Source organism: Nostocoides japonicum T1-X7 (assembly GCF_001046855.1).
Classification (GTDB): domain Bacteria; phylum Actinomycetota; class Actinomycetes; order Actinomycetales; family Dermatophilaceae; genus Nostocoides; species Nostocoides japonicum.
On sequence record NZ_HF570958.1, the window covers coordinates 4,615,510 to 4,627,859 of the forward strand.

The 12,350-nt window shown below is 73.1% G+C and carries 9 protein-coding genes; 6 read left to right on the top strand and 3 right to left on the bottom strand.

The window, feature by feature from the left end:
• Positions 1–401: 401 nt before the first annotated feature.
• Together BN12_RS20975 and BN12_RS25520 are read right to left on the bottom strand one after the other, a co-directional pair.
• Positions 402–2,198 carry an ABC transporter ATP-binding protein gene (locus tag BN12_RS20975; protein ID WP_048556702.1) on the bottom strand — a complete coding sequence of 599 codons (1,797 nt, stop codon included), beginning with the start codon at positions 2,196–2,198 and terminating at the stop codon, positions 402–404.
• A gap of 7 nt (positions 2,199–2,205) precedes the next feature.
• Positions 2,206–4,212 (bottom strand): ABC transporter transmembrane domain-containing protein, encoded by a 2,007-nt coding sequence (locus tag BN12_RS25520; RefSeq protein ID WP_053080143.1) that lies wholly within the window; start codon positions 4,210–4,212, stop codon positions 2,206–2,208.
• A gap of 70 nt (positions 4,213–4,282) precedes the next feature.
• On the opposite strand from BN12_RS25520, the gene BN12_RS20990 reads away from it, so the two are divergent.
• From BN12_RS20990 to guaA, 3 genes are all read left to right on the top strand, one after another.
• Positions 4,283–5,275: an SURF1 family protein gene (locus BN12_RS20990; RefSeq protein WP_048555513.1), complete on the top strand. Its 993-nt coding sequence runs from the start codon at positions 4,283–4,285 to the stop codon at positions 5,273–5,275.
• Positions 5,272–5,634 carry a DUF3817 domain-containing protein gene (locus BN12_RS20995; RefSeq protein WP_048555514.1) on the top strand — a complete coding sequence of 121 codons (363 nt, stop codon included), beginning with the start codon at positions 5,272–5,274 and terminating at the stop codon, positions 5,632–5,634. Before BN12_RS20990 ends, BN12_RS20995 begins: the two co-directional genes overlap by 4 nt.
• Positions 5,635–5,948: 314 nt before the next feature.
• Positions 5,949–7,547, top strand: coding sequence for a glutamine-hydrolyzing GMP synthase (gene guaA, locus BN12_RS21000; RefSeq protein ID WP_048556705.1), 1,599 nt, complete (start codon positions 5,949–5,951; stop codon positions 7,545–7,547).
• A 12-nt stretch (positions 7,548–7,559) separates the two neighbouring features.
• Here guaA and BN12_RS21005 read toward each other — a convergent pair whose 3' ends face one another.
• The gene (locus BN12_RS21005; protein ID WP_048555516.1) at positions 7,560–8,444 is read right to left on the bottom strand and encodes a hypothetical protein; all 885 of its coding nucleotides are present in this window, start codon (positions 8,442–8,444) and stop codon (positions 7,560–7,562) included.
• A 240-nt stretch (positions 8,445–8,684) separates the two neighbouring features.
• Here BN12_RS21005 and BN12_RS21010 point away from each other — a divergent pair, with 240 nt between their 5' ends.
• The 3 genes from BN12_RS21010 to BN12_RS21020 all read left to right on the top strand — a co-directional run bounded on the left by BN12_RS21010 (position 8,685) and on the right by BN12_RS21020 (position 11,984).
• Positions 8,685–9,644: a hypothetical protein gene (locus BN12_RS21010; RefSeq protein ID WP_048555517.1), complete on the top strand. Its 960-nt coding sequence runs from the start codon at positions 8,685–8,687 to the stop codon at positions 9,642–9,644.
• A 251-nt stretch (positions 9,645–9,895) separates the two neighbouring features.
• On the top strand, positions 9,896–11,191 hold the full coding sequence (locus BN12_RS21015) for a MurT ligase domain-containing protein (RefSeq protein WP_407667827.1): 1,296 nt from the start codon (positions 9,896–9,898) through the stop codon (positions 11,189–11,191).
• Position 11,192: 1 nt separating this feature from the next.
• Complete coding sequence (locus BN12_RS21020) at positions 11,193–11,984, top strand: type 1 glutamine amidotransferase (RefSeq protein ID WP_048555518.1); 792 nt, start codon at positions 11,193–11,195, stop codon at positions 11,982–11,984.
• Positions 11,985–12,350 lie beyond the last annotated feature (366 nt).

The following is a 12,350-nucleotide window of genomic DNA, read 5'->3' on the forward strand; positions in this document are numbered from 1 at the left end:
CGCTGGCAGATCCTGACCGACCACAAGAAACGTCACACCGTGGCCACCACCGCCATCGCCCGCGAACTGGCCGGCTGGTGCTGGTCGCTGGCCGTGATGGACGACTAACCCCCACAGTCCCGTTGCCGGGACACCCGTGATGACCGGCCAGCAGCGCGAGGACAGCACCGGCGACTCCCCTGTGAGCACCCCCATAGGGGCACGCTCGACCTCAGACACGCCACGCCTGTCCAGCCGAAACAAGGGCCCTGCGGTACCCAACCCGCGCATATCAGACTGACCGCGCGTCGCCTGACACGCCGCCTCCGGCCACCACCCCCGGCAACGACGAAGCGGGGTCCCCTCCCACCCAGGCAGAGGACCCCGCTTCACCACGCCCACTTGACAAAATCGACTACATATCAGGGGTGGGTGGCGGGGGCGGTCGCGTCCTGGGTCCAGGAGCGCCACAGGTCGGCGTAGGCGCCGCCGTGCTCCATGAGCTCCTCGTGCGAGCCTAGCTCGGACACCAGCCCGTCCTCGACGACGGCCACCCGGTCGGCGTCATGAGCGGTATGCAGCCGGTGGGCGATGGCGACGACGGTCCGGCCCGCGACGACGGCTGCGAGGGAGCGCTCGAGGTGCCGAGCGGCCCGCGGGTCGAGCAGCGAGGTCGCCTCGTCGAGGACGAGGGTATGCGGGTCGGCGAGGACGAGCCGGGCGAGCGCGAGCTGCTGGGCCTGGGGCTCGGACAGCGGGTGCCCGCCGGACCCGACGACCGTGTCGAGCCCGGCCGGCAGCGCGACGGCCCAGCCGGCCGCGTCGACGGCGGCCAGCGCGGCATACAGCTCCTCATGGGTCGCTCCGGGGCGCGCGAGCCGGAGGTTCTCCTCGAGGGTTCCGACGAAGACGTGGTGCTCCTGGGTGACGAGGGCGACCTCGCCGCGCAACCGACCGAGCTCGAGGTCGACGAGGGGGACGCCGCCGACGGTGATGGCCCCCGTGCGCGGCCCGTCGATGCCGGCCATGAGGCGGCCGAGGGTCGACTTGCCGGCTCCGCTCGGGCCGACGACCGCGAGGCGCTCACCCGGCCGGAGGTCGAGGGAGACGCCCCGGAGGACGTCGTGACCGGCGCGGTAGGCGTACCGGACGTCATCGACCTCGATGTCCGTCCCCACGGGGAGGGCACCGGTCGCGGTCCGGTCGGGCGGAACCTCGCCGACGCCGACGATCCGGGCCAGGGACGAGACGCCGACCTGGATCTCGTCGAGCCAGCTGATGACGTCGTCGAGCGGGTCGGCGACCTGGCGCACGTAGAGGACGACGGCCGTCGCCGCGCCGAGCGTGACGTGCCCACCGATCGCGAGCCAGCCGGCCCACAGCATCGTCGCGGCGAGCGGAAGATGGTAGGAGAGCTCGGCGAGGGGGAAGTACCAGAGCCGGATCCGCAGCGTGTACTTCTCCGCCTCGTTGCACTCCTGGAGGACCTCGCGGAAACGGCGCCGGCGGGCCGCCCCGAGCCGGAGGGCGTCGACCGTCCGGGCGCCGTCGACGGTCTCGGCGACGACGCCGCTCAGCTCGGCATACGAGGCGCGCTCCCAGAGGTACCCGGGGACCGCGACCTTGAGGTAGCGCCGGGTCGTCGGCACGAGGAGCAGGAGCGAGAGGAAGATCGGCAGGGCGGCGAGCCACGAGGTGGCCAGCGCCGTCGCCACGGTGAGGACGACGGTGACGAGCCCGACGATGACGGCGGGCAGCCCGAACCGCGCGACGTGCGAGAGCGCCTCGACGTCCTGGGTGGTCCGAGCCACGAGGTCGCCGGTGCCGGCGCGCTCGATCGTCGACAGCGGCAGGTGGATGGCGCGGCCGATGAACGTCTCGCGCAGCTCGGCGAAGACCGTCTCGCCGAGGATGAACGCGCTGCGCCTCGCCGCCCACGTGAGCACCGTCTGGACGAGCACGGCCACGACGAGGAGCCCGACGACCCGGTCGACGTCGCCGGACGTCCCGACCCGGCCGGCGTGCCCGCTCACGACGTCGACGAGCCGCCCGACGAGCCACGGCGAGGCGAGGGCCGCGAGAGCCGCGAGGACGTGGAGGCCGAGGACGAGCGCGAGGTACCCGCGGTGCCGCGCGAGGAGCCCACCGGCGTGCCGGCGGACCGCCCGGGAGTCGGAGACGGGAAGGGTGCGGCGGGTCTTGTCGGTCTCGACCTTCATCGGCACCTCAGTCCACCTCCCCTCTGATGACGACGTTCCGGTATGCGGAGTTGCGCCGCAGCAGGTCGGTGTGCGATCCGCGGTCGACGGCGACGCCGTCCTGGACGAAGACGACCTCGTCGGCCCGGTCGAGGACGAGCGGGCTCGCCGTCGCGACGAGGGTCGTCCGTCCCCGCCGGTGGTCGGCGAGGCGCTCGGCGATGCGCGCCTCGGTGTGGGCGTCGACGGCACTCGTCGGCTCGACGAGCGCGAGGGCCGGCGGGTCGGCGAGCAGCGCCCTCGCGAGGGCCAGCCGCTGGCGCTGGCCACCGGAGAACGTCCGGCCCCGCTCCTCGACGCGCCCGTCGAGGCCGCCCGGCACGGCGTCGAGGACGTCGAGGGCGCTCGCGACGTGCAGCGCCTCGAGGATCTCGGTGTCGCCGGTGCGCGTCGTCTCGCCCGTGAAGGCCGCTGCCGCGAGGAGCTCCTCGCGCAGCGAGCCGGTGAACAGGCGCGGGTCGGACTCGCTGACGACGATCGAGCGGCGCACCGTGTCGAGCGGCAGCGCGGTGACCGGGACCCCGCCGACCGTCGGCGGGTCGTCGGCGAGCTCGCGGTCGGGGAGGACCCGGCCGATCCGGTCGACGATCCGGGCGCTCGCCTCGGGTGCGGCACTGACGACGGCCGTCTGCAGCCCCGCTCGGGCGACGACACCCGACCGCGGGTCGACGAGGTCTCCGGTCACCAGGGTGGCGGCCGATGACCCCGCGTCCACCGCGTCCGGCAGCGTGGAGGGATGCACCCGCGTGGACGGACGCATCACCCCGGCCCGGGCAGTACCGCGCTCGACGAGCCCGGCCGGGCTGACCTGACCGGTCGGGTCCACCTCCGGCACCCCGGCTGGTCGGCCCGACGGCCGGACCCGCGCGGTCGCGAGCTCGGTGAGGTCCGACGGGTCCACGTGGCCGTCCCGGCCGGCTCGGGACACCCGGGCCGCATGCGCGGAGCGCAGCGAGCCGTCGACGGCCGGCACGGCATCGCTGTGGTCGGCGCCGACGGCGAGGATGGCGAGCACCTTCCGGGCGCCGATCGTCGCCCGGATCGCCCGGTCGACGAACTCGATGACGGTCCAGAACGGCATGGTGAGGAACGCGACATACCCGTAGAAGCTGACGAGCTGGCCGGCCGTCAGGTCGCCGGCGACGACGGCCCGGGCGCCCGTCCACGTCACGAGGACGACGAAGATGCCCGGGAGGAGGACCTGGGAGGAGTCGAGCGCGGCCTGGAGACCCGCGACCCGCCAGCCGACCCGGCGGACCGTCTGGGACTGCGCCTCGTACCGGCGGAGGAAGGCGTCCTCGCCGCCGATGCCCCGCAGGACGCGGAGGCCGGCGACCGTGTCGGCGCCGAGAGTCGTCAGCTGGCCGGCCTCCTCGCGCTGGGCGGCCTGCCGCCGCTGGAGCGGGCGGACGACGAGGACGAGCGAGCCGAGCAGGAGCGGCCCGCCGACGAGGACGAGGAGGCCGATCTCGACACTGGCCCGCAGCAGGATGGCCGCCACGACGACATAGCTGACGATCGCGCCGGCGAACCGCGCCGACACGTCGTAGAGCCCGCCGATCCGCATGACGTCGTTGGTGAACACCGCGACGACGTCGCCGCTCGGCATGGCGCGGGTCACGGCCGGGCCCGCGTCGAGGGCGTGGTCGTGGACCTGGCCGGCGGAACGGTAGGCCGCGATGAGCCAGTTCTTCACCGCCATGAGGTGCCGCAGCGCCCCGCAGACGGAGGAGACGACCCCCAGCGCGAGGAGGACGAGCGCCCAGCGCGCGAGCGCCGCCGTGTCGTGGGCCGTCACGGCGTTGACGCCCTGGCCGACCGCCCACGGCAGGAGGGCGATGGCGACCATCCACACGATGCCGAGGACCATGCCGAGCGCGAGCGTGCTCCACTGCCGCGCTGCGAGCCACCACAGGTAGCGGCCGGCCGAGCGCGTGGCAGGAGTGCCCGGCTCGGGCACGGTGAGCAGTTCCATGACCGCTCCACGCTAGGTCCCGGACACCGGCGCGAACAAACCGTTTTCGCCCCTCACGTACCCTGTAGCGGTGCTACGGACGGCCCTCAAGCCCAGGTGGCTGGGGCTCCTCGTCCTGGCGCTCGCGGTCATCGGCCTCTTCTGGCGCCTCGGCCTCTGGCAGCTGCACGTCGCCCAGGACAAGGGCTCCGGCCAGTCGACGGTCGCGGCCAACCCCGGCAAGCCGCCCGTAGCCATCGACACGCTCCTCCATCCGCACGAGGACTTCCCCGGAGACCTGAGCGGTCGCGTCGTCACCATGACCGGCTCGTATGCCGCGGACGGCCAGGTCCTCGTCGCGGGGCGGCGCCTCGACGGCGTCGACGGCTACTGGGTCCTCACCCCGCTGTATGCCGAGGGCTCATCCGGTAACGGAACCGGCGGCTCCCGGTCGGCCACCTCGATGGTCTCCCCGTCGCTGGGTGCGGCGGCTGCCTCGCAGAGCGCCGGTGCCTCGGCGACTGTCTCGGGGACCTCGCCCCCACCGGGCGGCGCGGCGTACCCGCCGGGCCTGTCGGCGGCGACGCGTGTCCTCGCGGTCGTCCGCGGCTTCGTGACCGACCCCACGCAGGCTCCCCGACCGCCGACCGGCCGGGTCACCGTGACGGGATCCCTCGCGCCCGGCGAGTCGCCGTCGACGATGGGTGCCCTTCCCGAGGGGCAGCTCGGCGCGGTCGACCTGTCGGTCCTCGTCAACCAGTGGCAGGGGCAGCTCTACGACGCGTTCGTCTTCGCGACCGCGGAACGCGGGCCGAGCGGTGCGGCCGTCGACCTCGGAGCCGAGCTGCGTCGCATACCGCCACCCAACCCGACCGGCGGGAGCGGACTGGCCTGGCGCAACGCCGCCTACGCCCTCCAGTGGTGGATCTTCGCGCTCTTCGCCGCGTGGATGTGGGTCAAGGTCGTCCGCGACGACTGGCTGACGACGCAGGCCGCCCGCCGGGCGTCGGAGGGCCTGGCGGACAATGACGAGGAGGACCCGCTCGCAGGGGTCCCGGCAGAGACGAAGGACGAGCGATCGTGACGCAACAGACGACCAAGCCGCACCGGACCACCGCGGCCCCGACGACGATCCGCAAGGCGCTCGTCTTCTTCCGGGTCATGGCGGTCGTCGTCGGCATCGGGCTCCTCCTGCTGACGACCCAGGTCATCCTCCGCTACGGCTTCGACAACCACGTCCTCGACTGGTGGCCGCAGCCGCACGGCTTCATCTTCATCATCTACGTCGTCGCGACGGCCAACCTCGGGTTCAAGGCCGGCTGGTCGCTCCTGCGGATGGTCCTCGTCATGCTCGCCGGCTGCGTGCCGTTCCTCTCCTTCTACATCGAGCACCGGATGACGCGGTACGTCCAGGCGCACCTCGCGGGCACCCCGTCCGCCTGACCTGGCGGTCTGCCACCCGATCGGGGTCTGTGCACCACGGTCTGTGGCGGTCTGGCACCCGATCGGGGCCTCTGCACCACCTCTCCCGGCCTCACCCTGGCGGTCTGGCACCCGATCGGGGCCTCTGCACCACCCTCGACGCTCCAGTGGTCGACAGCCTGGCGGTCTGGCACCCGATCGGGGTCTGTGCACCACGGCGCCCGGACCGGGGCGGGCGAGCGGGTGGCATACCGCCCGCTTGTAGCCTTGGTCGCGTGACGTCCGGCGCCCAGAGCCCCCTGCCCGACCCCGATCCCGAGGCCGCCGCCGAGGCGGTGACCGACCCCGTCGAGCCGGCGGACTCCGCCCTCGCCGACCGCCCCGTCCTCGTCGTCGACTTCGGCGCGCAGTACGCCCAGCTCATCGCCCGGCGGGTCCGCGAGGCGAACGTCTACAGCGAGGTCGTCTCCCACCGCGCGAGCGTCGAGGAGCTGCTCGCGAAGCATCCCGCCGCGATCATCCTGTCCGGCGGGCCGTCGTCGGTCTACGAGGACGGGGCGCCGGCGCTCGACCGCGCGATCCTCGACGCGGGGGTCCCCGTCTTCGGGATGTGCTACGGCTTCCAGGCGATGGCGCAGGCGCTCGGCGGCACCGTCGCGCGGACCGGCCTGTCGGAGTTCGGCAACACGCCGGCCCACGTGTCCGACACCGACTCGACCCTCTTCAAGGGCCAGCCGGGGGACCAGTCGGTCTGGATGAGCCACGGGGACTCCGTCACCGCGGCACCGGCCGGTATGCGGGTCACCGCCTCCTCCGCGGGGGCCGAGGTCGCGGCGATCGAGGACGACGAGCGCCGGCTCTACGGCGTTCAGTGGCACCCGGAGGTCGTCCACTCGACGTTCGGCCAGCGGGTCCTGGAGAACTTCCTGCGGAACGGCGCGGGCATCGCGCCGACGTGGACCGCGGCCAACGTCGTCGACTCCCTCGTCGACGAGGTCCGGGCCCAGGTCGGCGCGGACCGGGTCCTCTGCGCGCTGTCCGGGGGCGTGGACTCCTCGGTCGCCGCCGCTCTCGTCCAGCGGGCCGTCGGCGACCAGCTGACCTGCGTCTTCGTCGACCACGGCCTGCTGCGGTCGGGTGAGGCCGAGCAGGTGGAGAAGGACTTCGTCGCCGCGACGGGCGTCGACCTCGTCGTCGTCGACGCCCGCGAACGATTCCTCACCGCCCTCGCCGGGCTCACCGACCCCGAGGAGAAGCGCAAGACGATCGGGCGGGAGTTCATCCGCGTCTTCGAGCAGGCCGCCCGCGACGTCGTCAGCGACCGCGGCGACGACGAGCATCCCGTGAAGTGGCTCGTCCAGGGCACCCTCTATCCCGACGTCGTGGAGTCCGGCGGGGGAGAGGGCACCGCGAACATCAAGTCCCACCACAACGTCGGCGGCCTGCCCGACGACCTCCAGTTCGGGCTCGTCGAGCCGCTCCGGTCGCTCTTCAAGGACGAGGTGCGCCAGGTGGGCCTCGAGCTCGGCGTCCCCGAGGCCATCGTCTGGCGACAGCCCTTCCCAGGCCCGGGACTCGGCATACGCATCATCGGCGAGGTGACGGCCGAGCGCCTCGAGGTGCTCCGCGCCGCCGACCGGATCGCCCGCGAGGAGCTGACCGCCGCGGGGCTCGACCGCGAGATCTGGCAGTGCCCCGTCGTCCTCCTCGCCGACATCCGCTCGGTCGGGGTCCAGGGCGACGGGAGGACGTACGGCCACCCGGTCGTCCTCCGCCCGGTCTCGAGCGAGGACGCGATGACGGCCGACTGGACGCGGCTGCCCTACGACGTCCTCGCGAGGATCTCGACCCGGATCACCAACGAGGTCCGCGAGGTCAACCGGGTCGTCCTCGACGTGACGAGCAAGCCGCCGGGCACGATCGAGTGGGAGTGAGCGGTCCCGGGCCTACGAGCTGTAGCTCGTGGCGCGCCAGCCCGTCGCCACCTTGACGCGCACCATGTCGCGCGCGGAGCCGTCGGCCTCGTCCGGATCGAAGAACGCGTATGCCGTGCCTGCCGTCGTGATCCCGAGCAGCCCCCGGGCACCCTCGATCTCGCACGGCCCGAGGGACAGACTCGCGTAGGAGCCGAAGCCGGTCGCCGCGAGCGTCGTGACCCGCGCCACGCGCCCGGACTGGGTGATCGAGTACTCGACGAGCGCCCCGGAGGACAACGTCGCGATGAGCACGTCCAGGTCGGCGCCGGAGGGGCGCTCCTCGCCCCGGGCATACGCCATGGTCCGGACGTCGGCGAACGACCCGTCGATCACCGTCCGCTTCCCGAGCCCGTAGTCCGGATCCCACTGCTTGGCGTACCGGACGAGGGTGCCGCCCGACAGCGCGAAGAGCCGGTCGTACCCCTCGGCGAGCTGGCGGACCCCCTGCCACCCGGAGCGGATCCGCTGCTGACTGTAGGAGTAGGCGACCGACCCGTTCGGGCGGGCTGTGCTGTTCACCCGTACGTAGTTGACGACGCCCTTGGGCGAGACCGCGTAGAAGGAGCCGAATCCGGCCCCTTCGCTGTACCGACGGTCGTATGCCAGTGCCGTCGGTACGTAGCCGAGGCCGCCCGGGCGCAGGACGGTGGCCGACGGGGTCCCGAAGCTGACCTCGTACACCACCTGCTCGGTGTCCTTGCGGAAGGCGGGGCTGTCGACGACACAGGGTGCCGCAGCCTTCGGGGTGGCGGTCGGGGACGCGGCCCTGGCTCCACCGGCACCCGCGAGGCTTCCGAGGAGGGCGACCGTCGTGGCGCCGACGATCAGGGACCGGGTTCGTGTGCTCCGTGGCATGGCTGTCCTCTCCGATGCCGGGTCCGGATGGGCGGCATTTCGCCCGGATCGTCCGGCAGGCTCACCGTAGAGCATCGAAGGCGCCGTCGACGGGGCTCGGTCGCGCTCGGACGGAGAGTGGGCCGTCCGTACGTGGGACGCGGGCCCGGGACAGTTTCCCGGCCACCTGTCGCCCGCGCACAATGGAGGGACGCCTCGAGGACAGGCCCCGGGGGTGCGGTGGGACAGGACGGAGGCGGCATGGCAGCGCTCGTGACGGTCCTGGTCGCCATGACGGGCGCGACGACGGTCCTCTGGGGCTGGGGGCGGTACCTCCGTGGCCGCTTCCGGGTCAAGGACCGCGCCGCCGCCCACTCGACGCGCCGCTCCGGTGTGGTGATGGTCGTGGCGGGTGGGCTGCTCCTCCTCCTGCCCGAGGTACCCGCCGTCGTGCTGTTCGGCTCCCACCCCGAGTCGGGGGTTGCCGGAGCGTTCGGGGCCGTTGCGACGTGGATGTGGCGGTTCGGGGTCGGCTGCGGGCTGGCCGTCGTCTACGGGTCGATGCTGCTCGTCCGCGAGAAGGTCACCCGCCCGATCCGCGAGTCGACGGAGCAGGGGATCGCCTCCGCCCTGTCGTACGTCCCGGTCGGCCCGCAGGGTGAGGCTCGCAGGATGCGCCGTATGCCGCACCTCACCGACTTCCCGCGCGACCTGCCCTCCCTCGTCGAGCACGACCGGATGTTGACCCGCCGACTCCTGGACTACCAGCGCGACCTCGATCTCGGCGCCGACCTGCCCGCGATGCGTGACCTCTCCGTCCCGGAGACGGCCGCCGCCTGGGCGGCGATGACGCGGTGCGACTCCCTGCGGCCCACCGGACCGCAGACGCGGGTCGTCGGAGACGTCCTCGCGACGGCATACGGCCGCGCCGTCGCGGACTTCGCCGCCGCCCTCGCTACCGCCGAGGACGCCGCCCGCCGGCTCGCCGTCGCGAACCTCACGCCGCAGGAGACCGCGGCGCTCGCCGAGACCGAGCGCCTCGTCGCCTTCATCCGCTCCAGCCACACGACACCGCAGGAACGGGCTGCCGCCTACGCGACGCTCATCGCCCGGCTCGAGGGAACCCGGTCGGAGGCCGGTGCGGCCGAGCAGAACGATCGGTCCCACCCCTGGCTCGACGTCGACGAGCGGGCGACAGGCTGGTCCCGGCCCGGCTCCTGACCCGGCCGTCTGTGGTGCACAGGCCCCGATCGGGTGGCAGATGGCCAGGCCGGTTGGGCGGCGGGTCGGCTGAGCGTGGTGCACAGGCCCCGATCGGGTGGCAGATGGCCAGGGGGTGGTGCACAGGCCCCGATTGGGTGGCAGATGGCCCGATCGGGTGGGCAGAGGGCCGGCTGGGGTGGTGCACAGGCCCCGATCGGGTGGCAGATGGCCAGGGGTGGGGGTCTCTCACCTAGGCTTGGCCGGTGCCCCTGCGAACCTCGGCCGCCGTCCTCGCCGGCAAGACCGCACGCGTCGCGAGCAGGATGCGGGGCGGTGGCTCGGCGCTCCCCGGACTGGTCGCCGAGAAGGTCGACCCGCAGTTCCTCCGCCACACGCTGTCGCAGGTCACCGGCGGGATCGTCGTCGTCAGCGGCACGAACGGGAAGACGACGACGACGAAGATGCTCGTCGCCCTGCTCCGGGCCCACGGGCGGACGGTCTTCACCAACCCGACCGGCTCGAACTTCACCCGCGGGGTCGTCTCCTCGATGCTCCCGCAGATCGGACCGTCCGGACGCCTCGACGCCGACCTCGCCGTCCTCGAGCTCGACGAGGCGCACGCCCTGAAGTTCGCCGCGACCGTCCGGCCGACCCATGCCCTCCTGCTCAACGTGGCCCGTGACCAGCTCGACCGGTTCGCCGAGATCGACCACACCGCGCGGCTGCTCGCGGGCCTGGCCCGGCATACGACCGACGGCGTCGTCCTCAACCTCGACGACGACTTCGTGGCGCGCATCGCCGACGATGAGGGCGACCGGCTCACCGTGCGGTACTTCGGGGTCCACGCGTCGATCGCCGACCGTCTGCCGGAGCTGCGGGAGCAGGACGTCCGGTTCGGCGAGCCGTTCACGCCGCCGACCCCGGGCCCCGACGACGGACTCCTCCGGCCGCGTGATGAGCGGGCCTTCGACATCGTCTTCGGCGAGTGCGCCGTCGGACCGGTCACCCTCCAGCAGCGTGGGCTCGCCGCGATGATCAACGCGACGGCCGCGACGACGACGGCTCGGCTGCTCCTCGGCGACGCCTTCTCGGCGCAGACGGCAGCCGACGCGCTCGCGCTCGTCCGGCCGCCGTTCGGACGCGGCGAGGTCGTCATGGTCGGCGGCCAGCCGCTCGAGCTCGTCCTCGTGAAGAACCCCGCAGGGTTCACCGTCGCCCTCGGCACCTACGGCTCGTCACCGGTCGCGACGATGATCGCCGTCAACGACAACGACGCCGACGGTCGCGACGTGTCCTGGCTCTACGACGTGTCGTTCGAGTCCCTCAGGGAGAGGGGAGTGGCGTGGACGAGCGGGATCCGGGCATACGACATCGCCCTCCGTCTCGAGTACGACGAGGTGCCCGTCGCCCATGTGGAGCCCGAGCTCACGGCGGCCCTCGACGCCTTCACGGCCGCCCACCCCGACGAGCCGAAGCGGATCTTCTGCACCTACACGGCGATGATGGCGCTGCGCCGGACGCTCGCCGCCCGCCACGACCTGCCCGACTTCGGCGAGGAGGGTTGAGATGAGCAAGGGCGTCATCCGCGTCGTCCACCTCTACCCGCGGGAGATGAGCATCTACGGCGACCTCGGAAACACACGCGCGCTCGCCGCGCGGATCCGGCGCCACGGCTACCAGGCCGAGGTGGTCGGCCACGACCCGGGCGACCCGTTCCCCGACGACCCGCACCTGCTCCTCGGCGGCGGCGGTCAGGACTCGGGCCAGCTGCGGGTCGAGGAGGACCTGGACCGCAACGCCGACCGGCTGCGGACGCTCGCCGCCGACGGCGTGCCGATGCTCATGATCTGCGGGATGTACCAGCTCTTCGGCAACGCCTTCATCACCGTCGAGGGCACCCGTCTGCCCGGCCTCGGCATCCTCGACGTGACGACCCAGGGGAACCGGACCCGGATGATCGGACCTGTCGTCCTCGACACCGAGTTCGGCGACGTCGTCGGCTACGAGAACCACAGCGGCTCGACGACGCTCGGTCCCGGGCAGGCGCCCTTCGGCCGCGTGCGGGCAGGCTACGGCAACAACCCCGACGACGGCACTGAGGGCGCGCGCACCGCCAACGTCGTCGGGTCCTACCTCCACGGGCCGATCCTGCCGGCCAACCCTCGCCTCGCCGACGCGCTCATCGGGTATGCCGCGGAGCGGGCGACGGGTGAGCCGTTCCGTCCCGAGGTGCTCGACGACGGGCTCGCCGACGAGGCGCGAGGGCGTCAGGTCCGCCGGCTGACGGGTGTCGCCCGGAACGGTCGGCGGGAGGCCTGGAGTCGTCCCTGGCGCCGGGGCGAGCGGCGCGCCGGCTGAGCTTGCGACCGAGAGGTCGGCTCGCCGCGGGTGACCACCAGCCCGCCACGCGATCCGTCCGGCGCGCCGCGGCCCCACCGACAGGATCAGCCGCGGCCCCACCGACAGGCATAAGGATGGTCCACGCGACTCGGCTCGGTCTCCCTGAGCACGATCCGGACCACGATCGGGCCACCGCGCCCACCATTGCCTGTCGGTGGGGCCGGGCGCGCACTCCGGATGCTTGTCGGTGGGGCCGGGCCACCGCGCCCACCATTTCCTGTCGGTGGGGCCGGGCGCGCACTCGGCCTGGCCGCCCGCGCCTCGGTGGGATCACCTCCTCGCGGGATCGGCGCCCGGGTCCGCGCGTCAGTGGCCGCCGGCGGG

What these genes read in the sequence shown, in the direction of transcription:
- BN12_RS20975 (WP_048556702.1), bottom strand. Translation starts at nt 2,198, where the DNA reads ATGAAGGTCGAGACCGACAAGACCCGCCGCACCCTTCCCGTCTCCGAC.
- BN12_RS25520 (WP_053080143.1), bottom strand. Translation starts at nt 4,212, where the DNA reads ATGGAACTGCTCACCGTGCCCGAGCCGGGCACTCCTGCCACGCGCTCG.
- BN12_RS21005 (WP_048555516.1), bottom strand. Translation starts at nt 8,444, where the DNA reads ATGCCACGGAGCACACGAACCCGGTCCCTGATCGTCGGCGCCACGACG.
- BN12_RS21010 (WP_048555517.1), top strand. Translation starts at nt 8,685, where the DNA reads ATGGCAGCGCTCGTGACGGTCCTGGTCGCCATGACGGGCGCGACGACG.
- BN12_RS21020 (WP_048555518.1), top strand. Translation starts at nt 11,193, where the DNA reads ATGAGCAAGGGCGTCATCCGCGTCGTCCACCTCTACCCGCGGGAGATG.